The 24,749-nt window shown below is 67.6% G+C and carries 23 protein-coding genes; 3 read left to right on the forward strand and 20 right to left on the reverse strand.

What is annotated here, in order from left to right:
* Window positions 1-118: 118 nt before the first annotated feature.
* The 13 genes from ACWPXE_RS01595 to ACWPXE_RS01655 all read right to left on the reverse strand — a co-directional run bounded on the left by ACWPXE_RS01595 (window position 119) and on the right by ACWPXE_RS01655 (window position 14,476).
* Window positions 119-2,221 carry a molybdopterin-containing oxidoreductase family protein gene (locus ACWPXE_RS01595; protein ID WP_454016413.1) on the reverse strand — a complete coding sequence of 701 codons (2,103 nt, stop codon included), beginning with the start codon at window positions 2,219-2,221 and terminating at the stop codon, window positions 119-121.
* 27 nt (window positions 2,222-2,248) lie between these two features.
* Window positions 2,249-3,391, reverse strand: a complete 1,143-nt coding sequence (locus ACWPXE_RS01600) for a THUMP domain-containing class I SAM-dependent RNA methyltransferase (RefSeq protein ID WP_454016414.1) — start codon at window positions 3,389-3,391, stop codon at window positions 2,249-2,251.
* A gap of 72 nt (window positions 3,392-3,463) precedes the next feature.
* Window positions 3,464-4,141: a GDSL-type esterase/lipase family protein gene (locus ACWPXE_RS01605; protein ID WP_454016415.1), complete on the reverse strand. Its 678-nt coding sequence runs from the start codon at window positions 4,139-4,141 to the stop codon at window positions 3,464-3,466.
* Window positions 4,138-5,349, reverse strand: coding sequence for a hypothetical protein (locus ACWPXE_RS01610; protein ID WP_454016416.1), 1,212 nt, complete (start codon window positions 5,347-5,349; stop codon window positions 4,138-4,140). The genes ACWPXE_RS01605 and ACWPXE_RS01610 overlap by 4 nt, the downstream gene beginning before the upstream one ends.
* A 120-nt stretch (window positions 5,350-5,469) precedes the next feature.
* The gene (locus tag ACWPXE_RS01615) at window positions 5,470-6,510 is read right to left on the reverse strand and encodes an SIS domain-containing protein (protein WP_454016417.1); all 1,041 of its coding nucleotides are present in this window, start codon (window positions 6,508-6,510) and stop codon (window positions 5,470-5,472) included.
* 64 nt (window positions 6,511-6,574) lie between these two features.
* Window positions 6,575-7,774: a lipid II:glycine glycyltransferase FemX gene (locus ACWPXE_RS01620; protein ID WP_454016418.1), complete on the reverse strand. Its 1,200-nt coding sequence runs from the start codon at window positions 7,772-7,774 to the stop codon at window positions 6,575-6,577.
* A 70-nt stretch (window positions 7,775-7,844) separates the two neighbouring features.
* Entirely contained in the window at window positions 7,845-9,020 is a 1,176-nt protein-coding gene (locus tag ACWPXE_RS01625) for an acyltransferase family protein (RefSeq protein WP_454016419.1), read from the reverse strand.
* Window positions 9,021-9,400: 380 nt separating this feature from the next.
* Window positions 9,401-10,141, reverse strand: coding sequence for a beta-ketoacyl-ACP reductase (gene phbB, locus ACWPXE_RS01630; protein WP_035669664.1), 741 nt, complete (start codon window positions 10,139-10,141; stop codon window positions 9,401-9,403).
* 291 nt (window positions 10,142-10,432) lie between these two features.
* On the reverse strand, window positions 10,433-10,999 hold the full coding sequence (locus ACWPXE_RS01635) for a hypothetical protein (RefSeq protein WP_454016420.1): 567 nt from the start codon (window positions 10,997-10,999) through the stop codon (window positions 10,433-10,435).
* Window positions 11,000-11,069: 70 nt separating this feature from the next.
* Window positions 11,070-11,921 carry a hypothetical protein gene (locus ACWPXE_RS01640; RefSeq protein ID WP_454016421.1) on the reverse strand — a complete coding sequence of 284 codons (852 nt, stop codon included), beginning with the start codon at window positions 11,919-11,921 and terminating at the stop codon, window positions 11,070-11,072.
* A gap of 79 nt (window positions 11,922-12,000) precedes the next feature.
* On the reverse strand, window positions 12,001-12,471 hold the full coding sequence (locus tag ACWPXE_RS01645) for a hypothetical protein (RefSeq protein ID WP_454016422.1): 471 nt from the start codon (window positions 12,469-12,471) through the stop codon (window positions 12,001-12,003).
* Between the two features lie 132 nt (window positions 12,472-12,603).
* Window positions 12,604-13,461 (reverse strand): ParB/RepB/Spo0J family partition protein, encoded by an 858-nt coding sequence (locus tag ACWPXE_RS01650; RefSeq protein WP_454016423.1) that lies wholly within the window; start codon window positions 13,459-13,461, stop codon window positions 12,604-12,606.
* A complete protein-coding gene (locus tag ACWPXE_RS01655; RefSeq protein ID WP_454016424.1) occupies window positions 13,451-14,476 on the reverse strand; it encodes an AAA family ATPase in 1,026 nt (341 codons plus the stop codon). The genes ACWPXE_RS01650 and ACWPXE_RS01655 overlap by 11 nt, the downstream gene beginning before the upstream one ends.
* A gap of 216 nt (window positions 14,477-14,692) precedes the next feature.
* On the opposite strand from ACWPXE_RS01655, the gene ACWPXE_RS01660 reads away from it, so the two are divergent.
* Complete coding sequence (locus ACWPXE_RS01660) at window positions 14,693-15,328, forward strand: class I SAM-dependent methyltransferase (protein WP_145624388.1); 636 nt, start codon at window positions 14,693-14,695, stop codon at window positions 15,326-15,328.
* A gap of 301 nt (window positions 15,329-15,629) precedes the next feature.
* On the opposite strand, the gene ACWPXE_RS01665 is transcribed toward ACWPXE_RS01660, so the two are convergent.
* The 3 genes from ACWPXE_RS01665 to ACWPXE_RS01675 all read right to left on the reverse strand — a co-directional run bounded on the left by ACWPXE_RS01665 (window position 15,630) and on the right by ACWPXE_RS01675 (window position 17,621).
* A complete protein-coding gene (locus ACWPXE_RS01665; RefSeq protein WP_454016425.1) occupies window positions 15,630-16,052 on the reverse strand; it encodes a transposase in 423 nt (140 codons plus the stop codon).
* Between the two features lie 72 nt (window positions 16,053-16,124).
* Entirely contained in the window at window positions 16,125-16,898 is a 774-nt protein-coding gene (locus ACWPXE_RS01670) for a GntR family transcriptional regulator (protein ID WP_454016426.1), read from the reverse strand.
* 36 nt (window positions 16,899-16,934) lie between these two features.
* Window positions 16,935-17,621 (reverse strand): CBS domain-containing protein, encoded by a 687-nt coding sequence (locus ACWPXE_RS01675; RefSeq protein ID WP_454016427.1) that lies wholly within the window; start codon window positions 17,619-17,621, stop codon window positions 16,935-16,937.
* 161 nt (window positions 17,622-17,782) lie between these two features.
* On the opposite strand from ACWPXE_RS01675, the gene ACWPXE_RS01680 reads away from it, so the two are divergent.
* Entirely contained in the window at window positions 17,783-17,971 is a 189-nt protein-coding gene (locus tag ACWPXE_RS01680; RefSeq protein ID WP_237907255.1) for a hypothetical protein, read from the forward strand.
* A 7-nt stretch (window positions 17,972-17,978) separates the two neighbouring features.
* Here ACWPXE_RS01680 and ACWPXE_RS01685 read toward each other — a convergent pair whose 3' ends face one another.
* From ACWPXE_RS01685 to ACWPXE_RS01700, 4 genes are all read right to left on the reverse strand, one after another.
* A complete protein-coding gene (locus ACWPXE_RS01685; protein ID WP_454016428.1) occupies window positions 17,979-18,683 on the reverse strand; it encodes a TerC family protein in 705 nt (234 codons plus the stop codon).
* Window positions 18,684-18,779: 96 nt separating this feature from the next.
* A complete protein-coding gene (locus ACWPXE_RS01690) occupies window positions 18,780-20,270 on the reverse strand; it encodes a tripartite tricarboxylate transporter permease (protein WP_454016429.1) in 1,491 nt (496 codons plus the stop codon).
* Between the two features lie 223 nt (window positions 20,271-20,493).
* The gene (locus tag ACWPXE_RS01695; RefSeq protein ID WP_454016430.1) at window positions 20,494-21,000 is read right to left on the reverse strand and encodes a tripartite tricarboxylate transporter TctB family protein; all 507 of its coding nucleotides are present in this window, start codon (window positions 20,998-21,000) and stop codon (window positions 20,494-20,496) included.
* A gap of 83 nt (window positions 21,001-21,083) precedes the next feature.
* Window positions 21,084-22,157, reverse strand: coding sequence for a Bug family tripartite tricarboxylate transporter substrate binding protein (locus tag ACWPXE_RS01700; protein WP_454016431.1), 1,074 nt, complete (start codon window positions 22,155-22,157; stop codon window positions 21,084-21,086).
* A gap of 499 nt (window positions 22,158-22,656) precedes the next feature.
* Here ACWPXE_RS01700 and ACWPXE_RS01705 point away from each other — a divergent pair, with 499 nt between their 5' ends.
* Entirely contained in the window at window positions 22,657-24,369 is a 1,713-nt protein-coding gene (locus tag ACWPXE_RS01705; protein WP_454016432.1) for a right-handed parallel beta-helix repeat-containing protein, read from the forward strand.
* The last annotated feature ends 380 nt before the right edge of the window (window positions 24,370-24,749 follow it).

A 24,749-nucleotide genomic window follows, 5' to 3' on the forward strand; every position in this document is an offset into this window, starting at 1 on the left:
TTCGTGTGCGGTGCACCGTGGCACGGCGCCCCGGTCTTGGCAATCGGCGTCCTGCACAGGGCCACAGCGGCCGCATTTGGGCTTTACCGGCCCCGGCGAGAAGAGGGAGGAGTCGAATTTAAGCGTCGGCGTCGGCCTTGCGCACCCGCACATGGCTGTCGTGGAAGGCGGCGCCGCCGAAGGGCGCAACCGGGTCGGCGCCGGTCAGGCTGTTGATGCCGCGCCCGCCCTCGTGCGCCGCGTTGGGCCAGATAGACTCGGCGATGACCACGCCCCGCCGCACCCCGTCGAACAGCCGGGCGTGCAGGAACACCGCGCCGCGTCCATTCGTGGCCTCCACCCGGTCGCCCTCCGCGATGCCCAGCGCCGCCGCGTCGTCGGGGTGCAGCATCAGGCTCGGGCGGCGCTCCCGCCCCGCCGAGGTCGGGGTCTCGGTGAAGCTGCTGTTCAGGAAGTTGCGGGCCGGCGCGGTGACCAGCCGGAAGGGGTGCTCCTCGTCCGCCTCCTCCGTCACCGCCCAATGGTCGGGGAAGGCCGGCATGGCATCGACCGGGCCGAAGGTGGACGGCGCGGCGTAGGGCACCTTGGGCCAGTCCGGCTTCAGGCGGAACTTGCCGTCCGGCCAGCGGAAGCCCTTCACGAAATGCGCGTCCTCGAAGTCCGGCTGCACGTCGAGGAAGCGCTGGGATTCCAGCGCCTCCAGCGTGCCGTGGCCGGACGCGCGCAGCGTGGCGTCGATCAGCTCCCGCTCGGTCATGGCGAAGCCGGGGTGGGAGTCGCTGCCCAGCCGCCGCGCCAGCTCCGTGATGACGGCGTGGTTGGGCCGGCACTCGCCCGGCGGATCGACCAGCTTGGGCCCGAGCAGGATGTGCTGGTTGCCGCCCGCCTGATAGAGGTCGTCGTGCTCCAGGAACATGGTCGCGGGCAGCACGATGTCGGCCATGCGCGCCGTCTCGGTCATGAATTGCTCGTGCACGCAGACGAACAGGTCGTCGCGCGCGAAGCCCCGGCGCACGCGGGCCTGATCGGGGGCGACGGTCACCGGGTTGGTGTTCTGGATCAGCAGAGCCGTCACCGGCGGGCCGCCGGCCAGCGCCTCCGGATCGCCCTCCAGGATCGGGCCGATCCGCGACTGGTCGAGCATGCGCACGGTCGGGTCGCGCAGGTCCAGCCCCTCGATCAGCGTCTTGTTCCAGCCGTAGATGCCGCTGTTGGAATGGAAGGCGCCGCCGCCCTCGACCTGCCAAGCGCCGCTGACCACCGGGATGCAGGAGGCGGCGTGCATGTTCACCGCCCCGTTGCGCGAGCGGGTGAAGCCGTAGCCCAACCGGAAATAGCTGCGCGGCGTTTGCCCGACCAGCCGGGCGAAGGCCTCGATCTCCGCCGCCGGCAGACCGGTGATGGACTCGGCCCACTCCGGCGTCCGGCTGGCGAGATGCGCCTCCAGCCCGGCGGGGTCGTCGGCGTGGCTGGCGAGATAGACGCGGTCGGCCAGCCCGTCGCGGAACAGCACATGCATCACCGCGCAGGCCAGCGCCCCGTCGCTGCCCGGACGGATCAGCAGGGGGACGTCCGCCTGCTCCATGGTCGGGGTGCGGTAGACGTCGACCACGGCGATCTTCGCCCCGCGCTCCTTGCGGGCGCGGACCGCGTGGGTCATCACGTTGACCTGGGTGGAGACGGCGTTGGTTCCCCAGATCACCACGAGGTCGGATTTGGCCATCTCGCGCGGGTCGGCCCCGGCCAGCTTTCCGGCGCCGGCCAGCCAGCCGGCCCAGGCCGGGTTGGTGCAGATGGTGGCGAAGAAGCCCGACCAGCGCCGGGCGTGGCGCAGCCGGTTGATGCCGTCGCGCTGCACCAGCCCCATGGTGCCCGCGTAGTAGTAGGGCCACACCGTCTCCGGCCCGTGCCGGCGCTCGGCCTCCAGGAACCGGTCGGCGACGATGTCCAGCGCCTCGTCCCAGGAGATCGGCGCGAACTGGCCGGAGCCCTTGGGACCGGTGCGGCGCAGCGGCCGGGTCAGCCGGTCGGGGTGGTGCACCCGCTCGGCGTAGCGAGCAACCTTCGCGCAGATCACTCCCGCGGTGTAGCTGTTGTCGGCGGCGCCGCGGATGCGCCCGATGCGGCGCTCGTCCAGCACCTCGACCTCCAGCGCGCAGGTGGATGGGCAATCGTGCGGGCAGGCCGAAGCGTGCAGGCGGGGAGCGGTGCGGTTGGACATGGCTTTACAGATGGGTGCGGTATGGGGTCAGGGAAGGGCGGCGGTGCTGTGCAGCGTCACGCGCAGGCCGCCGTGCGACACCGACGGGCCGGAGGGCCGGAAGGGGAGGCCGGTCGCCTGGGCCAGCGACGCCTCGTTGGTGACGAGACCGACCCGCCAGCCGGAAAAGCGCGACAGCAACGTCTGCCCGAGCGCGCCGTAGAGGGCGAACAGCGGCTTCTTTTCGCCGATCCGCGCGCCGTAGGGCGGGTTGACGATGACGAGGCCCGGCGGACCCTCCGGCGGCATCAGGTCGCTGACCGCCTGCTTCTGGAAGTCCGTCAGGGCGGCGACGCCCGCGCGCTCGGCGTTGGCGCGGCTCATGGCGATGGCCCCGCCGTCGCGGTCGCTGCCGTAAAAACGGACGGCGGGCGCGGTGCGTGTGCCGCCCGCGGAGCGCATCGCCTGCCACGCCGCGTCGTTGAAGGAGGCGAGCTGTTCGAAGGCGAAGCGGCGGCTGCGTCCGGGGTGCAGGCCGGCGGCGATCTCCGCCGCCTCGATGACGAAGGTGCCGGACCCGCACATCGGATCGACCACCGGCTCGGTCCCGTCGTAGCCGCAATGGTGCAGGAACAGGGCGGCCAGCGTCTCGCGCAGCGGGGCCTTGTGGATCTCCTCCTTGTGGCCGCGCTTGTGCAGGGACTCGCCGGACGCGTCGACGCTGATGGTGCACAGGTCGTCGTCGATGCGGGCCTTGATGGACACCTCGGCCTCGGCGGAGATGGTGGCGCCCAGCTCTTCGGTAATAGCCCGCTCGATGCGCTGGGCGGTCGCCCCGGCGTGGTAGATGCGCGAGCCCTTGCAGGACGCCTCGACGCGGACCGGCACGTCGGGGCGCAGGAACTCGGCCCAGGGCACCCGGCGCGCCCGCTTGTCGAGCTGGGCGAGGTGGAAGGCGCGGAAGGAGGCGACGCGGGCCAGCACGCGGGTCGCGCCGCGCAGCTCCAGGTTCGCCCGCCAGACCTCCGGCCAGCCGCCGCGGACGGTGACGCCGCCCTTGATGGCGGTGGCGTCGCGGAAGCCCTTGGCCTTCACCTCCGCGCAGAGCACGGATTCCAGGCCCGGCGCGGTGACGATGAAGATCTCGAAATCGGTGCCGGTACGGTCGGCGGCGGCGGTGTCGCTGGTCATAACCCCTAGATATCCCGAAGCCCGGCCGCCTTCGACATCTTTCTGGCAGCCGGCCCCCTAACAACCGGCCCCCTAACAACCGGCCTTGTCGATAAGGGTGGTCAGCCGCTCGTAGCCGGCGCGGGTGAGATGCACCGGGTCCTTGTAGAGTGGGCAGGCGCCCTCCGCCGGGCAGGCGTCGCGCAGCGGGGTGTTGGCGTCAACCACGCGCAGGCCGGGACCGGCGAGGGCGCTCAGCCGCCGGTTCACATCGGCGATGCGTTCGGCGAAGATGGCGTTGCCGTCGCGCCGCGGCAGCAGGGCCAGCAGGGTGACGCAGGCGTCGGGGGCGAAGCGTTTCACGTCCATGGTGATGGCTTCGATGGAGGTGGTGATCTCCCCGGCGGAACGGTTCGGCAGATCGTTCGTCCCGATCAGGACCAGCGCGGACCTCAGCCCCATGCCCGGCCCGAAGGACTGCCGCACCCGCCACAGCAGGTTTCCCGTTGTGTCGCCCCCGGCCCCGAAATTCATCGGCTCCGCGTCGAACAGCCGGCGGGCAAGGTCGGGCGGCCAGCCGGCGATCAGGGAGTCTCCCAGCAGCATCGCCTTCGGGTCCTGCCGCCGCAGCGTTTCCATGCGCGTCGTCAGCCCGTCCGGATAGGGGGGCTGCGTGCGCGGCCCGACAGGCGTTTCGCCCTGCGCCGGGACGGCCAGGACCACCAGCAGTGTGGCGATCCCGGCCCATCCCGCTTGGGTGATCCGACTCACGCCGCCTTCGCCGGAAGAGCGACGGCCGGGACCTGCTCAGGATGCAGGGCGGGCGGCGAGAGGTCTAGAACGGCGCGCTCCCCCTCGGTCAGCGGGCGCACGGCGTTCACGATCAACGCGACGGTCAGCGGACCCTTCGTGGCGGGGGCGTCCAGCACGAGGTCGGTGGCCCGGCCGGGATGCACCTCGAACCGCTCCTCGGCCAGCGTCGTGCCGCCCTCCGTGGCGATGGAAACCGCGACGCGGAGCGGGACGGAGTCCCGAAGGGGGCAGCGCAGGGTGGCGCCGAGATGGAAGGGACCGGGCGCGTGCACACCGGTCCAGCGCAGCGTGGTGCCGGGCCGCTCCGGATCGGGGCCGTGCAGGCGGAACAGGCCCTCGTAAGGGCGGCACCAGCTGTTTCCGTTCAGCAGGTGGGCGGTTCCGGCGCGCAGGTCGCCCGTGATGGGTTTGCTCGTGTCCTGATCGGGGCCGAAGGGGAAGCGAAGCTGCACCAGCGCGTCCGGCGTGCCGATGCGCAGGGCGGCGTGGCGTTGCGCCCAGTCGTGGCAGGGGAACAGGCGCAGCGCGCCCTGGACGATGGAGAACCATGCCGCGGCGTCGATGTCGTCCGCCTGATGATAGTGGGCGAAGCGGGTGACGTAGCCGCGCATCAGGCCGGGGCGCTGCCAGTCCACATGGCCGATGCGGGTGGGATCGTCCGTCGCCTGAACCTCCAGCAGGGCGAAGTCGTCGTGGCCCGCAAGGACGGCCAGCGCGTCATGCAGCCCGTCGATGGTGGCGGGGGCGATGCCGGGGTTCGACTTCACGACGAAGATCACCCCACCCATCGCCGCCCGCGCAGTGAACTTGGCTTGGAGATACTGGATCTTTCGCGTCTCCCGGCGGTGCATCGCGCGCCGCGTCGCGTCGTCGTCACGGAAGACCAGCCGCCCGCCGCTGACGTCGGACTTCATGTCGCTGTGCCAGCCGATGCCATAGGCGGAATCCAGCACCATGCCGGTGCGCAGCGGTGACAGGTTCTCGAAGCGGTACATGCCCTCGAAGTTGGCGCGCAGCTTGGTCAGAAGCTGGTCGGGCTTCATCGACGCCCAGCGGAACAGGCTCCCCGCCTCGCAGGACAACCGGCGCAGGACGAAGCCGAATTCGCAATTGTCGCCCAGACTTTCAAACCGCAGAAGGTCGTCCGCGCCGATGCCGATGGTCATGCTGCTGTCCCGTTTCGCTGCCAAACCGTGGTTTTGGCAAGCCTAGCGCGAGCTGGTCCGGGCGCGTCAACGGGCGGTGGCGGCAGGGCCGAAAAGATCACCGCAAATTCGAGGTAATTCCTAAACCGTCCGGGTGACCTTGCGCAGATGGCGGGGCCGGTCGGGGTCGAAGCCGCGTGCCACCGCCAGCCGGGCCATGAAGGGGTAGAAGGCCTGGATCGCCGCGATGGGATCCAGCACCGGGTGCAGCGGCGGCGGCAGGGGCAAGGGCGTGTCGGCCAAGGCGAGCGCCCGCTCCTCGGCGGAGGCGACCAGCAGATGGGCGCCGGCCCGCTTCAGCGCACGGGCGGTCTGCAATACGCCGTCCAGCGTCTCGTCCCGCACCGCCACGACCAGCACGGGAAAGCCCGGCTCGATCAGCGCCATCGGACCGTGCATCACCTCCGCCGCGCTGAAGGGTTCGGCATGGGCTGCGGCGGTCTCCTTGAACTTCAGCGCCATTTCCTGCGCGATGGGATAGCTGCGGCCCCGCGCGACGATCAGCAGGCTGGACACGCCCCCCAGCACCGGCAGCGCCGCCGACCAGTCCGCAGCACCGGCTCGTTCCAGTTCGTGGGGCAGTTGCGAAAGGGCGTCGAGAAGCGCGCGGTCGTCCGTCCAGACGGCGGTCAGCCGGGCGATGGCGGCGAGACTGGCAACGAAGCTCTTGGTCGCGGCGACGCTCAACTCCGGCCCGGCGTGAAGCGGCAGGGGATGGGCGACCCGCTCCGCCAGCGGCGAGCCCTCCGCGTTGAGCAGCGCCGCCGTCAAAGCGCCGCCGGCCCGCGCCGCGTCCGCGCCGCGCAGCAGGTCGGGGCTCTGGCCCGATTGGGAGATGGCCAGGACGAAGGCATCCTTCACCCGCAGATCGGCGCCATAGGCCGTGACCACCGACGGCGCCGCCGAGGCGGTGACCAGCCCCAGCGCTGTTTCGAACAGGTAGCGGGCGTAGCCGGCGGCGTGGTCGCTGCTGCCCCGCGCGATGGTCATCGCGAAGGGCGGCGGCACGGAGCGCAGCCGGTCGGCGAGGGCGGCCACCGCTGCGGCGTCGGAGTCGAGCAGGCGCCGCACCGCCGCGGGGGCGGCTGCGGCTTCCTGCATCATCAGGGGAGCGCTGGTCATGGGTCGGCCTCCGTTCCAGGCCGATCATAACACGGTCTTCCGGCCAACCTCACGCCGGCCAACCTCACGCCGGGCCGGACGGTGCCTTCGCCAGAACGGCGGCGTCGGAGGTGTCCACGTCCTCCAACGGGGCGGGCTCGGCCTGGGGTGGTTTCCAGTTTCGCAGCCGGCTCACCATCGCGCCGGCCTGGGTCTTCCAGCGGTCGGCCTGGGCGCGCATCGATTCGCCGCCCTGGACCAGCAGGCGGCTGGGCAACGGGCCGGGCGTCTCGAAGGTGCCGATGTGAAGCGTCTCGACCGGATGCTTGCCGGCGAGGCCGCGCTTGAACTGGTAGACGCCGGGGTTGGTCTGGGCGTTCACCCCATGCAGGTCGTAGCGCAGCCCGCCGTTCGCCTTGATCCACAGCAGCGCCCGCCATTGCAGCAGATAGGCGGCGTTGACCCGCAGCCCGGCCTCCAGCGTGGCGGAGTTCTGCATCTGCCCGGTGGTGCCGAACAGCGATACGACGACCCCGGCCACCGGCCGCCCCTCGTGCATGGCGAGGAAGGCGCGCATCTTCCGCCGCGGCGGCAGCGCCTCGTTGATGCGGGTGAAGGTGCGGCTGTCGTAGGCCTTGAAGCCCTTGCGGCGCTGCGTCTCGACGAAGATGTCGTCGATGGTCTCCAGCAGTTCGGCGTGGGAGCCTTCAACGACCTCGATCCCCATCCGCTCGGCCTTGTTCAGCCCGCGCCGCCAGTGGTGGGACAGGTTGGAGCGCAGTCCCGGCTCGTCCGGCGTCAGGTCGGTGATGAAGGTGCGGTAGGGGGCCTTCTCCTCCCGGAACCGCATTCCCAGCGAGGCCAGGGCCGCCGTCACCGCCTCCCCGTCCGCCTGGGAGACATGAGGCAGCAGGCGCAGCAGCAAGCCGCGCCGATCCGTGTATTCCGCCTTCAGCGCGTGCAGCGCGGTCATCAGGGCGGCGTGGTCGGGCTCCTGGCCGCGCGGGTGCCACATCGGCCCCCACATGACCAGAGCCAGACCGCCGATGCCCGGCACGCGGCGTAGCAGCACCTGCACCGCGGCCACCGGGCGCCCGTCGCGCCGCACGACGAGGTGGCTCAACTCCCGCCCGGCGTGGGCGATGCGGCCATAATCCCAGGTCTGGAAGATGTTGGCGTCGTCGAAGCCATCGAGAATGGCGTACCAGCCGCTGCGGTCGACCCGGTCGATCTCGATGGAGGACGCGGGGCACAGGACATCGCCACCAAGCGCGTCGGTGTACATTCAGGTTTCTCCCCTGGAATTCACGGCGATCGTTTTTTGTGGAAGCGTTTGGTAACGGTTGGACGTTTGGTCACACGGTTCCGCCGGAGCGGTAGAAGGTGCTGAAGGCGGGGCGGGCCGAGAAGGCGGCCTGCGGGATGTCGAGCAGACGGCGCAGCCGGTCGCGCACCGCCGGTTCCAGGACCGCGGCGACCAGCAGGGCCACGGCGATGGACAGGGCGCCGCCCGTCACCGCGCCGGCCATGGAGGAGGCCCCGGCCTGCATCGCCAGCGCCTTGGCCGAGCCGCCGATCACCTCGTGCAGCAGGTAGAGCGGGTAGGTGGCCAACCCGACCACGCGCAGCAGGGCCAGCAGGGACGGCGGCAGCGTGGCGATTTCCGCCCGCCAGCGCGCCGAGGCGGCGATGGCGAGGAGCGACGCTCCCCAGATCAGCAGCGGGTTCATCCACAGATCGGCGAGGTTCAGCGGGACCGGCGAGCGCTCCACGAACTCCACCGACCGGGCGGTGATCTCCAGCGGCGCGGCGATCAGGGCCAGCAGGGCGGCGGCCATGCCCGTCCGGGTCAGCTTGCCGCACGACCACAGCCACAGGAAGATCCCCAGCGCGAAGAACACGCCGTGGCGCAGCAGCGTCATGTTCAGCATGCCGTACTCGAACTCCAGGAACGGCAGGTCGACGACGCCGAAGACGTGCAGGCTGTAGACGCCGAGATAGGCCGAGCTGGCGGCGGTCAGCGCCAGGGCGAACTGCGGCAGCCGGTGGAAATTCCCGCTGAACAGCAGCAGGAACACCGCGGCGTAGAAGGCGATCTCGACCGGCAGCGTCCAATAGGCCGACGCGATGTAGGGGCCGGCGGGCGCCAGCGAGAAGGAGGCGATGAAGCGCCGCGCCAGATCCGGGTCTGCACCGGGCATGAGCACAAGGGCGACGAGGCACAGGATGCAGCAGACCCAGGCCGCCGGATAGAGACGCAGCAGACGCGACCGGATGAAGGCGATCGGTGTGGCGTTGTTGGCCGAATTGGCGATGACGAAGCCCGATACCACGAAGAAGACCTGCACCCCGGCCCAGCCGGACCACATGACGTCGGCGACCGCGGGGTCGCGCCAGGTCAGGTGGAAGCCGGTGACCAGCAAAGCCGCGGCGAAGCGGACCATGTCGATCCCATAGACGTAATCGGCCCTGGACCTGTGACGGGCAGACCCGTCTCCCGGCAGAGTTTGCATGATCGGCGATTCAGGCACGATTCCTCCCTTCCTGCATGGGACGTGCCCATGTGCAGGTTCTCGACGTCTGTTGATTCCGGAAGACGAGCGCGGTGCGGCCTCAGGACGCAACTTGCGTGCTGCTGGGGAGCATACTCGTTGGGGCGCGCGGGTACAGGGGCCCGAACGGATTCAACAGGAAATCTGCGGGAGTATACTTTTCAGATGACCGGCCGTTACCGAAGCCATGGCACAAAGGGGAGGTGCGCGGCGCGAACGGTCCACCCGATCCCGGGCGTTTTACTTTGAAGGGATGCTCCGAAGAGCGAAAGGCACACGGCCCGCCCCCGGTCAGGCCGGGAACGGGCCGTGTGCTTGCCGGCTGGGCGGTTTGCCGCCAGTGCCGGACGGCCGGTGCCTTACTGGTAGTTCAGGCCGCCGTTGATGTTCAGGGTCGAGCCGGTGACGTAGCCGGCAATCTCCGACGCGAGGTAGGACACCGCGCCGCCGATCTCGTCCGGACGGCCCAGGCGCTTCATCGGAACGCTGTCGGTGATGGCCTGGCGAATGTCCTCACGGATGGCCATGACCATATCGGTGCCGATGTAGCCCGGGGCGATGGCGTTGACGGTGACGCCCTTGGTCGCCAGTTCGGCGGCCAGCGCCTTGGTGAAGCCGATCACGCCGGCCTTGGCGGCCGAGTAGTTGGTCTGGCCGGCCTGGCCCTTCACGCCGTTCACCGAGGAGATGTTGATGATACGGCCCCAGCCGCGCTCGGCCATCTTCGGCGACACCTGCTGGGTGACGTTGAACAGGCTGCTCAGGTTGGTGGCGATGACCGCATCCCACTGGGCCTTGTCCATCTTCGCGAAAAACTTGTCGCGGGTGATGCCGGCGTTGTTCACCAGGATGTCCACCGGGCCCAGGTCGGCCTCGATCTTGGCGACCATCGCCTTGCAGCTTTCGAAGTCGGAAACGTCGCCTTCCGCCACGTAGAACTTGAAGCCGAGGGCTTCCTGCTGGCCCAGCCAGGCGGCGGCCGGCTCGAAGTTCGGCAGGCAGTTCGCCGCCACGATGCAACCGTCCTTGGCCAGGGCTTGGCAGATGGCGGTGCCGAGACCGCCCATGGCACCGGTGACGAGCGCGATCTTCTGAGACATTACAATCGCTCCAGTAATAGAAACGGCCAGCTCCTGGTGAGGCAAGCCCGCTGGTGAACCGCAGAAGCAAAGGGGTTGCTTCTTGTTACGGATGCTGTCGTGCCGATGGTCCTTATGGGGGAGCCATCAACCGCGGCGGCAGGCATAACATAGAACAAGTCCGGCCCCGGGCCAATGCGCTGCAACATCGCAGATGCGAGCGGGTGCGATTTTTCACAGGAATGTCAATAAGAAATGAATTTTCAGAGCCTTACCGCACCGCACCAAGTGGTGTGACCAGTCGGATTTGGCTCAAATCCGCAGGATTCGCTCACCGGCCTTGAGCGCGAGCGGGAACAGCTTGGGCGCCACCGCCCCGAGAAGCCAGGGCCGCAGCTTCGCCAGAGCGGCCGGCGCTGTCAGCAGCACGAGCGTCGCGCCGCTGTGCGCCCATTGGCCGGCGGTCATCCGCTCGAACCCGTTCCACAGCAGGACCGCGCCGCTGCACAGCCCGGCGACGGCAGTGACGGCTTCCCCCAGCGCCTGGAGCGCGTCGATCCCCCACAGCGGGTTCGCCGAGGTGACCCGCTCCACCAGACGGCGCAGTTGAGCGGTCAGACGCGCCGCGGACGCGGCGTCGAACCGTCCATTCTCGACCGCGGCCCGGGGCAGGGCGACCAGGACGTCGCCGTCGGGCTGGATCGACACACGGACCGGAATGGTGCGCAAGCCGGCACCATTGTCGGGTGACGGCGTGGCGACCGGCACGCGCAGGCCGATCGTCCGTCCACCCTGGGCGAAGAACTGAAGAGTCAGCGCAATGCCATGCCCGCGCCGGGGAATCAGGCCGGCCTTGCCCCGGCGCAACCGCCCGACCATCTCGGTCAGGGCGTCGCGCCGCCAGGCGAAGCCATGCGGGAGGTCACTGAGGAAGCGCCGGCGCAGCGGGCTACCCCGTATCTCCCACCAGGGTGTTCACGGCTTTTCCGGCGAACCGGCCCAGAGCGTCGATCAGGAAGCTCCAATAGCGGAAGGAGACGTCCACCGCGTCCTTGTGGACGCTGATCATGACGCTGCTGCCGGCGTTGTCGCGGCCCTTCAGCAGGCGGGTGACCACGTCGCCGTCGATCTGGATCGTCGACTGCATGACCACCAGTTCGGTCCCGACGTCCCACGCCTTGCGGATGGTCACCACGTCCGCCGTCTTCAGCGCCGGCATGCGACGGACCTCCTCGGCCATGCCGCGCAGATAGCTGACGGTGTCCAGCCCGCGCCGCCGCAGCACGTCGTTGATCTGGTCGGAGTTGCGCTGGATGCGCATCAGGATCGGCGGCGCGTCGTGGTCGATCTCCGCCGCGGCGGACACCACGTCGGCGGTGGCGCCGGGCTGCCGGGCGGCGTCCAGGGTGCGGTCGGTCATCTCGCGCAGCCAACTCGCCACCTCGCGCAGGTCGTCGAAGACCTTCAGCGTGGTGCCGCGGGCGGGGTCGTTGCCCGGCAGGTCGCGGCTGAAGAAGAACGGGTCGTAGCGGTCGGGCCGGGCGGTGTCGGGTGGCGGGGCGAACGGGGCCAGCCCCCAATGGAACGTCTCCGAGATCCGGCCGGCCCAGGGGGCGAGGATCGCCGTCTCGCGGCTGCCGAAGACGTCCAACTGCTCGCACAGGAAGACATAGTATTCCTGCGCCAGATCGATCAGCGCATCCCCCGCCAGCGGCATCTTTTCCGCCGAGATGCCGGTTTTCAGCACAGTGTTGATTTCGAGCGCGAGAAGGTTGCGCGCCAGATCGACGAACTGGGACATCGGCCACCTTGCTGGGTTGGCGGGAGGGCGTCGGGGAGGTGGCTGCGGTGCGGCGACGTCCCGCCGCCCGGAAGGCGGGTCAGCCGGTGCGGCCGGAGATATGGACGGCCAGATCGCGGATCGCCTTCAGGTTGGTGCTGACGATGTCGCTGCTCTTGGTCACCTGGGCGAGGTGAAATTCGGTCAGGCTGTGGTAGGCGGTGTTGGTCGCGAAATCACGGCTGATCAGGTTCTCGATGTCGCCGGTGACCAGATTGACCTGGGTCTGGAACGCCTCGATGGTCGTGCCGGCTTTCGGACGGCAGGTGAAGCCGACCTGATTGGGATCGTCCTGGACCACGTCGATGTCGGCGATCGCAGTCACCACCGTCAGCGTCACCAGCCGGTCCAGCTTGTCCGCGATGGTGTTCAGCAGGGAGTTCGCCTTGCCCTGCTCGTTCTGGATGACGGCGGCGCCGCTCGGCGGAGGCGCGGCTGGAGCCGCGGGCGCCTGGACGGCCGGCAATTGGGCAGTGGAGGCGGACGGGTTGGCGACGGCGGTATCGGACATGATGGTACCCTTCTGGGGACGGATGGCGGAACGCTGCCAAGCATCGCGCAAGAGTCGCATTCTGTCCAATGACCGCTATCGGCGCGGAGGCGTGATAAAAAAATTCCCGTTCGCATGGCCCTTTTCGGGATTCTACTCGCGCAGCAGGGCGTCGATGGCGTCGCGCAGGTCGCGCAGCTCCCGCCGTTGGTCCTCGGCCAGCGCGTGGCCGGACGCGCGCAGGTTGTGGATCTTGTCCACATTGCTGCGCAGCGCACGCAAGGCGGGGGCCGCGGACGGGGTGGCCGGGAGGGCCGCCTTGCGCTTCTGCTTGGCGTTTCGCACGTCCTTGACGGTCAACCCGTCGCCGGCCCGCTTCCAGAGCGCGAGCTGGATCGCCTCGTCGGGCAACTCCGCCAACTCCATGAGAAGGGACACGGAGACGGTGGTCCGGTCCGGAGCCTCCTCCAGGATGCGGGCGGGCAGGCGCAGGATGCCCAGGAGGCGGGCCACATACTCCTGCGACTTGCCGATCAGGACGGCGGCCTGCTCCTGCGTCAGCCCCTTGTCGCCGATCAGTCTGGCGAGCGTCAAAGCAAGGTCGATGGGGTGCAGGTCGACGCGCTGGGCGTTCTCGATCAGGGCCAGCGCCTGAACGTCGTCGGTGTCGATGACCAGCGCCGGGATGGTATCCCGCTCCAGCGTGCGGAAGGCCCAGTAGCGCCGCTCCCCCGCCACGATCTGGAAGCGGTCGGGGGCGACCTCCCGCACGTTGATCGGCTGCAGCAGGCCCCGCTCGCCGATCGAGGCGGCCAGCGCCGCGATGTCGGCCCCGCGGGCGTTGCGCCGCGGCTGGTCGGGGTTGGGCTCCACCTGATCCAGCGGGATTTCGCGGTGACGCATCTTGCCGGACAGGCCGAACAGGGCGGCGTTGCTGCCCCCGCCGCTGCCGGTGCGGCTGAGCGCCCGCTTGAACAGGCCGGCGTTGGAGGTGTCGAGCTTACGCGCCATGGCGCATCTCCTCCCCGGCGAGAGCCAGCAGGGCGTCGGCGATCTCGCGGTAGCTTTCCGCGCCCGCGGAGTTCGGGTTGTAGGCAAGGCCGGGGCGCCCGGCCATCACGCTCTTGGAATAGTCGGCGGCCCGTTTGACCGGCGAGAAGAGGTGGAGCTGCTCCGCAGCGGCAAGCTCGCGCAGCTCCTTCATCACCGTCTCGTCCTGGAGGCGGCGCGGGCTGTACATGGTCGGCAGGATGCCGAGAATCTGCAGGCGCGGGTTCACCAGCTCGCGCACGCCGGCGATGGTCTCGAACAGCTGCGGGATGCCCATCATCGACAGCATCTCCGTCTGGGTCGGAATCAGCAGCTGGTCGGCGGCGTTCAGCACCGAGACGGTCAGTTCGCCCAGATGCGGCGGGCAGTCCAGCACCACGAAGTCGTACTGGCCGGCAAGCTGCGCGATCTTGGCGCGCAGGATCAGCGTGCCGTTGGGCTGGCGCAGCAGCTCCCGGTCGGTCGCCGCCAGCGAGATGGAGGAGGGCAGCAGATCGAAGGCGCCGTCGCAGACCGGGGTCATGAACTCCCGCATCGGGCGGCTGGCCTTCAGCGCGTGGGTCAGGGTCGCCTTGGCCAGCTCCCGCTCGTGCGGATCGACGCCCAGATGCACCGTGGCGTTGGCCTGCGGGTCGCAGTCGATCAGCAGCACGCGCCGCCCCGATTGGGCGAGCAGCCACGCGACGTTGACGCAGGTGGTCGTCTTGGCGACTCCGCCCTTCTGATTGGCGGCGCAGAACACCACCGGGGCCGCCCGCACCGCCGCGGCGGGGATGCCCACCGGCTCCGTCACGGTCTTCAGGGCGCCCGCGACGATCTGCGGGATCCGCTCCGCCCCGGTTTCCCAGCGGGAGATCTTGGCGCGGTCGTAGCGCCGGTTCAGCCGTTCGTTCAGCCAGCCGACCAGAGCCTGCTGGTTCATGCCGCGCTGTTCGCGGTAGCGGCGCAGCTCCTCGCCGCTCATCTCGTGGGCCACGGGGGCATCCCTTATTTGGGGTGATCGCACGGGCACCATGAGTCATGTTGATGGTGGTGTCAACATCCGTGCCGCACATGTGATGACGATCCGAAGCGGAGACAGAACTGCGGCCCGGAGTGGAACAAGGAGGGCGCGCTGCGGCTTTCCTGTGGTGCGAAAGGCCGCTATGGTCGCGGCCGAAAATCCTGCGCCAGGAATCGTGAGGGAAACCCAATGGACGCCGACTCCATCCGCGCCGCCTACCGGCGCTACGCGCGCTTCTACGACCCCGTCTTCGGAAACCTGCTGGCGTCCGGCCGGCACGCCGCCGTGAAGTGGATCAACCGGCGGGGCGGCTTGCGCGTTCTGGAGGTGGGTGTGGGCACAGGCATCTCCCTGTCCGACTACCGCAAGGACAACCGCGTGGTCGGCATCGACCTGTCGTCGGACATGCTGCGCGTCGCCCAGGACCGGGTTGACCGCGAGCGGCTGGAAAATGTGGAGGGGCTGCTGGAGATGGACGCTGGCACGCTGGCCTTCGCCGACGGCAGCTTCGACCTCGTCGTCGCCATGTATGTGATGACGGTGGTCCCCGACCCGCAGGGCACGATGAACGAGCTGGAGCGCGTCTGTCGGCCCGGCGGCGACATCCTGATCGTCAACCACTTCGCCGCCGACAAGCCGGGCGTTCGCCGCTCGGTGGAGAACTGGATGGCGCCCTTCTCCAAGAAGCTGGGCTGGCGGCCCGACTTTACGCTGGACACGCTGATGTCCGGCTCCCGCCTGAAGGTGGAGGAACTGCAGACCGTTCCGCCCTTCGGGCTGTTCAGCCTGCTGCACTGCCGCCGCGAGGCCGCCACGCCCGCCTGATGCCTGGTCCTTCTCCCGCCTGGGAGAAGGTTGGAATGAGGGGGCGCCGAAGGCGGCCCACTTCACTTTGCGAAGCGAGAACTTTTCTCCGCCCGGCCGGCCGTAAATCCCCCTTGCCCAACCCTCTCCCCAGAGGAGGGCTTTGCGATAGGGCCGGATTTTGGACTCTGTTTGAATATCGCGCGGCCAAGCAGGACCAGATTCCTGTTTGGCCGCGAATTTCCCGTCCCAAAGCGGCCTAATGGCGGCCGAAGTCGGGGTTTTACCCGATGCTCGGCGGCCTGCGGACGGATCTCGTCCATCAGCCCGCCCCAACGCCGGCGGCACGGCGCAGGTCGTCGGCGCAGCAGGCGAGCAGGACCTGCACGTGATTGCGCGCTTGGGTGAAAAAGCGCATACGGCGCAAGCCGTACTGCTCCTTGAGCACGGCGAACGGTCGTTCCACGGCGAAGCGGACCTGGGCAAGAAGGCGGTTGCGTCGCTTGGGCCAGGGCGAAAAGACCGGATGGTGCTTGTCAGGCCGCATCATGATGCCGTCGCGGATACCACGCTCCTTCAGCCACGCGCGGCGGACCTTGCTGCTGTAACCCTGGTCGGCCAGCACCATCGCCTCGTCCCCGCACACCAGTTGGTCGCCCAGCTCGGTATCGGTCACCGAGGCGGCGCTCACCGCCACGGTGCGGATCAGTGTGTGCGCCTGGTCGATCCCGACGTGAACGCGCAACCCCCTCACCGGCCCTTCGGGCCACCCTCTCCCCAGGGGGGAGAGGGTTAAGTTACGGCCCCCTGTCCGCCGCTACATCAGCGGCAGACCATCCTTGAACGCTGCCTTGATCTCCGCCCCGCGCGCCTCGGGATTGCGCACCTCGGCCAGCCGCAGCCAGTCGAGGAAATCGCCGTGCCGCTCGACATGGGCGGCCAGACCCAGCGTGTGCTCGCGGGCCAGGCGCTCGGCCAGTTCGCCGTCGCGCCGCTCCAACGCCCGGATGATGTCACGGTGCTCGTGCATCGACTGTTCGGCCCGGTTGTCCTGCCGGATCGACAGCTTGCGGATGGCCCGCATGTGGATGAACAGGTTGTCGGTCAGCGTTTCCAGGATGCGTGCCCGGCTGAGGCGGATGATCGCCTTGTGGAACTCGATGTTGGCGTCGGAATATTCCTGGATGTTGTCGGAGGGTGCCTGCTCCTCGAAGCTGCGGAAGATGTTCCACAGCGTGCCGATGTCCTCCTCGGTGGCGCGCTCGGCGGCGAGGCGGGTCGCCATGCTTTCCAGTGCCGCCCAGGCGATGATCATCTCGATGATCTCGGTCTTGGTCTTGCGGACGATGTAGATTCCCCGCCGCGGCTCCAGCCGCACCAGACCTTCCTGCTCCAACAGGGTCAGGGCCTCGCGGATCGGGGTCCGGCTGACGCCCAGCAAGCCGCTGAGCTGGCGTTCGTCCAGCCGGACGTCGCCGGGGTGGTCGTAGATGTCCATCTGAATGATGGCCTGCTTCAGCTTTCGGTAGACCTGGTTGCGGAAGGTGGCGCCGGAATCCAGCGGTTGGACGGACAGTTCGGGTGGCGGCATCGGGCTGCTCCTTCGATGGGGCGGATGGCCGGGAGATCACCCGACGAAGCGGTTCCGGTTGAGATGCTCCTCCACGCGCTTCACGCCGCTGACACCGCTCGCCGCGGTGTGCAGGGCGCGGCGCTGCTCCTCGCTGTCGACCATGCCCCAGAGCTGCACGACCCCGTCGTTGACGACGATGTTGATCCGATCAAGGTCCACCCAGGACTGTCCGTCCAACGCCTGCAGCAGCGCGGCGCGAATCGCCTCGTCGCCGGACGCACCGAAGCCGGCGGCACCGCGCCGGTTGCGGAGCAGACCGTGCAGCAGGTTGGCCCGGCTAATGATGCCGACCGGACGCCCATCGACCAGGACGGGCGCGCGCTTGATCCGCTTGTCCTCCATCAGGTCGGCGATCTCGGCGATCTCCGTGTCGGGCGAGACGGCCTGGACCGGGCGCGACATGACGTCGCGCGCGCAGCGCCCATGGGTCTTCAAAAAATCGGCGGCCTGCACGTTGCGGCCCACCAGCATCTCCAGCCAGCGGGCGCGCGGACGGTCGGTTCCCGTCTCCACCCGGCGCAAAAGGTCCCCCTCGCTGATGATGCCGACCGCGCGGCCATCCTGGTCCACCACCGGCAAGCCGCTGATCCGATGGGTCAAAAGCAGTTCCGCAATGTCCGGCACGGGGGTATCCAGCGCCACCGTGATGACCGGCGATGTCATGACATCCTTCGCTTGCATCTCGACGTTCCTCCCTGAACTGGCGGTGCGGAGCCTGTGTCCGGCTCCTGCTGCGTGTCTGGTATACGAAATGCTACGTTTCTTATCCCTTGCTCCCCAACGGACTTTGCGCCATCTCTGCTGCAACGCAGCATGAGTGTGGTCAGAGTCCGGAGTTCCCCATGTTGGAGAGTCTTGCCGTCGTGTTCGCTCTGGCCGGGTTGGCCGCCGTGGTGACGGAGATTTTGCGGAACGATCCGGGCCTCATCTCCGAGATCACCAGCGATGTGCGCGCCATGGCCCTGCCGAGCCGTTTTCGGGCGGTCCGGGGCGGTCGCTGCCGCGAGCCCCGTCGCCCTTCTTCCTGCTGAGAAGTTCTCAAGCCGGATCGGTTTCCGCGACGGCGCGGCGGCGGTTGATGCTGCGGGCCATCAGGAAGCCGGCCGTCATCACCCCCAGCGCCGCGACGAAGGGTGCCGTCCCGGTCAGCACCGGCAGGCTTTCCGTCATGTGGGAATGGATGCTCGGGTCGGTGAGGATGACTTCCGCCGCGATGTAGCCGAGCAGCCCCGCGCCGGCATAGACCAGGGCCGGCAGCCGTTCGATGGCCTTCAGGATCAGCGTGCTGCCGAAGACGATCAGCGGAATGCTGATGGCCAACCCGAGGATCAGCAGGACCGTGTTGCCGTGCGAGGCGGCGGCGATGGCGATGACGTTGTCCAGGCTCATCACCGCGTCGGCGATCACGATGGTGCGGACCACCCCCCACAACCCGGCGGAGGTGCCTGCATGTTCCGCCTGCTCCTCCTCCTCGGTGGGCAGCATGAGCTTGATGGCGATCCAGAACAGCAGCGCCCCGCCGATGATCTTCAGGTACGGGATGGCCAGCAGATAGGCGATGATGACGGCGAACAGCACGCGCAGCACGATGGCCGCGGCGGTGCCAAGGAAGACGCCGATCTTCTGTTGTTTCGGCGGCAGCGAGCGGCAGGCCAGCGCGATGACCAGCGCGTTGTCGCCGCTCAGCAGGATGTCGATCCAGATGATCTGGAGCAGAGCGATCATGAAATCGGACGTGTCCATCGTCCCAAACCCCCCGATGTGAGAAGAAGGCCCCCCGCCGGCCTTCCCGTCCCGGAGGCCGGCGGGGGAGTGGGTGGAGCTATGTCACGGGGATGACTATTTCACCGGGATCACCTCGGTCCCGCCGTCCTGCCGGGACTGCCGCTTGCGCAGCAGGGCGGATAGCACCGGCCAGAACAGCATGACCAGCGCCAGGGTGACGATGCTGCCGACCAGCGGGTTGGACCAGAAGATCGCCAGATCGCCCTGCGACACCAGCATGGCCTGCCGGAAGGAGCTTTCCGCCATGTCGCCCAGCACCAGGGCCAGCACCAGCGGGGCCAGCGGGTAGGACAGCTTCTTGAAGACGTAGCCGACGACGCCGAACACCAGCATCATGACGATGTCGAGGAAGGCGTTGTGCACCGTGTAGGCGCCGACCGCGCAGATCACCACGATGACCGGCGCGATGATGCTGAAGGGGATGCGCAGGATCGAGGCGAAGACCGGAACCGTGGTCAGCACCACGATCAGCCCGGCGATGTTGCCCAGATACATGCTGGCGATCAGGCCCCAGACAAACTCCTTCTGTTCGACGAACAGCAGCGGGCCGGGCTGGAGCCCCCAGATCAGCAGGCCGCCCAGCAGCACCGCCGCGGTGGGCGAGCCGGGGATGCCCAGAGTCAGCATGGGCAGCAGCGCGCTGGTGCCGGCGGCGTGGGCCGCGGTTTCCGGGGCGACCACGCCCTCCACCTCGCCGTTGCCGAAATTCTGGCGGTTCTTGGAGAAGCGCTTGGCGAGGCCGTAGCTCATGAAGGAGGCCGGGGTGGCGCCGCCGGGCGTGATGCCCATCCAGCAGCCGACGATGGAGCCGCGGATGGCGGTGACCCAGTAGCGGGGCAGGCTCTTCCAAGTCTCCCAAACGACCTTGGCGTTGATCTTGGCACTCTTGCCCTTGAAGGCCAGCCCCTCCTCCATGGTCAGGAGGATTTCGCCGATGCCGAACAGGCCGATGACCGCGATCAGGAAGTCGAAGCCGCGCAGCAGCTCCACCGACCCGAAGGTCATGCGCAGCTCGCCGGTCACGCTGTCCAGCCCGACCGCGGCCAGCGCGAATCCCAGCATCATGGCGCACAGCACCTTGAAGGGGGATTCGCTGCCCATGCCGACGAAACTGCAGAATGTCAAAAGCTGGACCGCGAAGAACTCCGCCGGGCCGAAGCGCAGGGCGAAGCCGGCGATCACCGGGGCCAGGAAGGTGATGAGCAGGACCGCCACGAACGCCCCGAAGAAGGACGAGGTGAAGGCCGCCGTCAGCGCCTCGCCCGCGTGGCCCTTCTGCGCCATGGGGTGGCCGTCGAAGGTGGTCGCCACCGACCAGGGCTCGCCCGGTATGTTGAACAGGACCGAGGTGATGGCCCCGCCGAACAACGCTCCCCAATAAATACAGGAGAGCATGATGATGGCGGAGGTCGGCGACATGCTGAAGGTCAGGGGCAGCAGAATCGCCACCCCGTTCGCCCCGCCCAGCCCCGGCAGCACGCCGATCAGGACGCCCAGCGTGATGCCGATGAACATGTAGGCGATGTTCATAGGATCGGCGAGCACGCCGAACCCGTGTATGAGTGACCCGAGCGCTTCCAAGTTTCCCTCCCTTTCCGGCATCCGCGCCCGTTCCGTTTGGAAAGGTCGCGTCTTGAGTGCGCAGGACGGGGTTCGTCCCCGCCGCATGGGCTGGTTCGTCGCGGATGCCCGCCGCTGCTTCGGTGTGCGCGGCCGTTCCCGCGGCCGCCCCGGCATTTAAAAACTGGACTGGTAAAAACTGGACCCGTCAGAACCCGAACATCGTCTCCACCGGTCCCTTGGGAAGCGGAACCAGGAACCAGATCTCGAACATCACGAAGAGGCCCGCGGGCACGAGGATGGCGACTGGCAGGATCGTCTTGAGCGGATACTTGCCCACCCAATGCATGAAGAAGGCGATGAACAGCACCGCCGACAGATAGATGCCCAGGAAGGCCGTCAGGATCACGAAGACGGCGCTGGGGACCAGCACCTTGAGAACCAGGGCGAGCTGGTGCTTCTCGACGAAGGCGGTCCGTTCGCCGCTGTGGCGCCAGAGGTTGACAGCCAGCGTGGCCAGACTGCTGACCAGCATGATCAGGCCGACATAGAAGGGGAAGTAACCGGCCTTCGGCCCGTCGGCCCCCCAGCCGTTGCCGACGCGGATGCTGTCGGCCATCACCACCAGGGCGACGAGGGCGAACAGCCCGGCGACGACGATCTCCATGGTCCGGTTCGAGACGACCGGATCACTGTTCTGCGTTTCATGCTCCATGGCTCACTCCCACGAAAACCCGAAAGGTTGGGGAGGGCGCCCGGGGCGCGATGCCCCGGGGGCCGCGCGTCGGACAGGAGGGGCTATTGCTTGGTGAAGCCCGCCTTGTCCATCAGCGTCTTATGCTGGGTTTCCGCCGCGGTCAGCCAAGTCTTGAACTCGTCGCCGGTCTTGAAGCTGACGTTGAAGGCCCCTTTCGCCATGAAGTCCTTCCATTCCTCCGTCTCGCGGACCTTCTTGAAGAGGTCCACGTAATAGGCGATCTGCTCCGGCGTGACGCCCGGCCCCATGAAGATGCCGCGCAGCATGGTGTATTCCACGTCCAGCCCGGATTCCTTGCAAGTCGGGATGCTGTTCCACGACTTGCCATCGGCCACCGGCTCCTTCAGCGGGATGCGCTCCTTGTCGAAGACGCACAAGGGCCGCAGCGCGCCGGCCCGCCATTGCGACACCGCCTCGATTGGGTTGTTGACGCTGGCGTTGATGTGGTTGCCGACGAGCTGGGCCGCCACGTCGCCGCCGCCCTTGTAGGGGACGTAGGTGAAGGTGACGCCCGCCGACTGCTCGATGGCGGCGGTGATGATCTGGTCCTCCTGCTTGGAACCGGTGCCGCCCATCTTGAAGCGGTTGGCGCCGCCCTCCTTGGCGGCCTCGACGAACTCCTTGGGCGATTTCTGCGCGGCCTCGCTGTTCACCCACAGGACGAAGTTGTCCAGCGCCAGCATTGCCACCGGGGTCATGTCCTTCCAGGAGAAGGGAACGCCGGTCGCCAGGGGCGTGGTGAACAGGTTGGACAGGGTGATGATGATCTTGTGCGGGTTGCGGTTCGACGACTTGACGTCGAGGAAGCCTTCCGCGCCGGCACCGCCCGACTTGTTGATGACGACGATGGGCTGGCCCATCAGGTTGTTCTTCTGAATGATGCCCTGGATCATCCGCGCCATCTGGTCGGCGCCGCCACCGGTTCCCGCCGGGACGACGAATTCGACCGATTTGGTCGGCTCCCAGGCGGCTTGGGCCGCGACCGGGAGCAGCAGAAGGCCGAGCGCGCCGGCCAGGGCCGTTCCGCCGGCGAGCGTTCTTCTTGGCGTGTTTTTAAAAGCGAAGGAGTCAAAAGGGGTCTTCCGCGCGCAGCGCGGGCGCTGTACGTCCTTCATGCCTCATTCCTTCCCTTTTGGGTGGCCGGGCTTCCGTCGGCACGGCTCATCATTTTTGGATTGTCTGGCGAGACGGATTGTTTGTTATCCAAACTGTCCGTGTGGCGTATGGTATGTGGCATCCCAGCTTTCTTCAACAGGAATGTCACAGGACGACCGGGCCCAATCATTGGGTGCGGCGCAAGAAGCCATCGATAATCGGCGGCTAAATTCTTGTAGTTCGCTGCAATTTCAAAAATTTACCGAAAGAGTTACATCCTTAGTGTTAACTCCTAAATTCGAGGAACTACCACTTTCGTTGGGAGAATTCCTGTGATGGATTTGGCGCACTTCAAAAACTAATTATCCTAAAATCGAACCATTTAAGGCCACACGGTGCTGGCTAGGCTCCGGTCCTGTCGAAAACGATTGAGCACACAGCAAGCGGGACGGCGCGATCCGCGCACATTCCCGCCCACCGCCACAAACGTGGCGCTGTAAAAAGGAAAGAGTGAAGACCATGGATCATATGGCCATTGAGCTTGATCATCAGAACCACGCCGACACGACCGGTTTTGTCGGTGATTCTGCTGCCGATCCGTTTCAGGCTGTTGTCGATAGCATCACCCCGGTGACCGCCGACAGCGCCGCGACGCCGGACTCAATTCTCCATCTCCAGGCACTCCAGACCACCGCACAGCCTCTGGCGCTGGCCGACGCCACGGCCGCTGCCGCCTCCACCGCCAAGATCGTCGTGAACGCTTCCGGCACCGCCGCGGGCGGCGTCTCGCCCCATTTCAAACTGCTGGTGGACGGCGCCGTGGTCGGCGAAGGCTCCGCGGGCGGTGATGCCAAGGATTTCTCCTTCGACGCCAACGTGACTGCCGATCAGGCGCACAAGATTCAGATCCAGTACGACAACGATGGCGCTGTCGATGGGCAGGACCGCAACCTGACGGTCAACGCCATCTCCATCAACGGCCACAAGGTCGCCCCGACGGATCCGTCGGTCACCTATGACAAGGGCGCGCTCGACGGCAAGGACGTCGTTCCGGGTCAGGCCAACATGTGGTGGAACGGCACGCTGGCCGTCGCCGCTCCCAAGGAGTTCTTCGCGACGACCGCCGCCGCGGCCCCGGCCGCCCCCACGGCGCCGACCTCCGGCACGTCGGACTACCCGTCCACCCCGGCCTCGCAGATCTACTACGTCGATGCGACCAACGGCAGCGACAGCAACTCCGGCCATGATGCGAACCAGGCCTGGAAGTCGCTGGACAAGGTGAACTCGACCAACTTCGCGGCCGGTTCGCTGGTCCTGTTCGAGCGTGGCGAGACTTGGCACGACAGCCTTCTGGCCTCGACCTCCGGCACCTCCGACAAGCCGATCGTCTACGGCGCCTACGGCACCGGCGCCAACCCGGTGATCGAGGCGGCCAGCGGCTCCAGCTACGCCGTCAGCCTGAACAACAAGGACAACATCACCTTCGACAGCCTGACCATGAAGGGCTCGGGCGATGCCGGCCTGCTGCTCAACGGCGGCGCCGACAACGTGAAGGTCACCAACTCGCAGATCCTGGACAACCAGGGCTCGGGCGTCGTCATCAGCGGCACGTCCCACGGGCTGCGGATCGACCATTCCACCATCGACGGCAACGGCGCCTACGGCATCGTGCATTACTCCGCCGACAACGCCGACCAGTACTTCACCAACAACACCATCAGCGACAACGGCTGGCGGACCGACGGTGTGTATTCGGGCTGGAACGGCCGCATCCTGAGCGGCGAGATCGCCGACAACACGATCTTCAACAACGGCGCCGGCGGTGGCGACGGCCGGTCGCACGGGCTGTACCACGACCACAGCCAGGCCAACAGCACGCTGAAGATCCACGGCAACGCCATCTACGACAACCCGCGCGGCGCCGGCATCCTCGCCAAGTCGAGCACCGAGATCTACGACAACACCATCTACGGCAACGCCAACGTCGGCATCTCGGTCGGCCAGAACCAGGGCACCAGCGTCACCTACAAGATCTACGGCAACGAGATCTTCAACAACAACGGCGGCATCATGGAGCACCTGAAGGGCGCCGGGTCGATCACGCTCGACGTGCACGACAACATCTTCAACAACAACAACGGCCGCTCCGCCGTGTCCATCGCCGACAGCATCAGCCAGAACGTCGCCAACAACACCATCTCCTCGGCCTCCAAGGCCAGCCCGACCGCGTAAGGACGGGGTCTCTCTCCACATTTTCGGCGACGACCGCGCCCGGCCATTCCTTGGCCGGGCGTCGGTGCGTTCGGATGCCGGCGATCACCAGTGCAGGAAGACGCCGACATCGCCCGCAACTGTCGTAGACCTCCCGCATGAAGCCGGCGAGGCTGTCCGGCCAGTCGGGCTCGACATTGTTGATCGCACGGCCGCCATCGCTGCAATAGCCGCTGGGAAAGCGCACGATCTCGATTTCGGCGTCCCCGCGCTCTGCTCCTCCTGCTTTTTCCTTTCGAGGTCCTGGGCCTCCTTCCGCCGCGCCATCTCCTGCGCTTTGGTGATTGCGTGGACATCCTTGGGCGTGAAGAGGTCGCCGCCAAGCGGGGAGATCGGAGGGG

Source organism: Azospirillum sp. Marseille-Q6669, from assembly GCF_965111635.1.

Coding starts and splice junctions, on each gene's coding strand:
- ACWPXE_RS01595 (WP_454016413.1), bottom strand. CDS start 2,221: ATGTCCAACCGCACCGCTCCCCGCCTGCACGCTTCGGCCTGCCCGCAC.
- ACWPXE_RS01600 (WP_454016414.1), bottom strand. CDS start 3,391: ATGACCAGCGACACCGCCGCCGCCGACCGTACCGGCACCGATTTCGAG.
- ACWPXE_RS01610 (WP_454016416.1), bottom strand. CDS start 5,349: ATGACCATCGGCATCGGCGCGGACGACCTTCTGCGGTTTGAAAGTCTG.
- ACWPXE_RS01615 (WP_454016417.1), bottom strand. CDS start 6,510: ATGACCAGCGCTCCCCTGATGATGCAGGAAGCCGCAGCCGCCCCCGCG.
- ACWPXE_RS01620 (WP_454016418.1), bottom strand. CDS start 7,774: ATGTACACCGACGCGCTTGGTGGCGATGTCCTGTGCCCCGCGTCCTCC.
- phbB (WP_035669664.1), bottom strand. CDS start 10,141: ATGTCTCAGAAGATCGCGCTCGTCACCGGTGCCATGGGCGGTCTCGGC.
- ACWPXE_RS01635 (WP_454016420.1), bottom strand. CDS start 10,999: ATGGTCGGGCGGTTGCGCCGGGGCAAGGCCGGCCTGATTCCCCGGCGC.
- ACWPXE_RS01640 (WP_454016421.1), bottom strand. CDS start 11,921: ATGTCCCAGTTCGTCGATCTGGCGCGCAACCTTCTCGCGCTCGAAATC.
- ACWPXE_RS01645 (WP_454016422.1), bottom strand. CDS start 12,471: ATGTCCGATACCGCCGTCGCCAACCCGTCCGCCTCCACTGCCCAATTG.
- ACWPXE_RS01650 (WP_454016423.1), bottom strand. CDS start 13,461: ATGGCGCGTAAGCTCGACACCTCCAACGCCGGCCTGTTCAAGCGGGCG.
- ACWPXE_RS01660 (WP_145624388.1), top strand. CDS start 14,693: ATGGACGCCGACTCCATCCGCGCCGCCTACCGGCGCTACGCGCGCTTC.
- ACWPXE_RS01670 (WP_454016426.1), bottom strand. CDS start 16,898: ATGCCGCCACCCGAACTGTCCGTCCAACCGCTGGATTCCGGCGCCACC.
- ACWPXE_RS01675 (WP_454016427.1), bottom strand. CDS start 17,621: ATGCAAGCGAAGGATGTCATGACATCGCCGGTCATCACGGTGGCGCTG.
- ACWPXE_RS01680 (WP_237907255.1), top strand. CDS start 17,783: ATGTTGGAGAGTCTTGCCGTCGTGTTCGCTCTGGCCGGGTTGGCCGCC.
- ACWPXE_RS01685 (WP_454016428.1), bottom strand. CDS start 18,683: ATGGACACGTCCGATTTCATGATCGCTCTGCTCCAGATCATCTGGATC.
- ACWPXE_RS01695 (WP_454016430.1), bottom strand. CDS start 21,000: ATGGAGCATGAAACGCAGAACAGTGATCCGGTCGTCTCGAACCGGACC.
- ACWPXE_RS01700 (WP_454016431.1), bottom strand. CDS start 22,157: ATGAAGGACGTACAGCGCCCGCGCTGCGCGCGGAAGACCCCTTTTGAC.
- ACWPXE_RS01705 (WP_454016432.1), top strand. CDS start 22,657: ATGGATCATATGGCCATTGAGCTTGATCATCAGAACCACGCCGACACG.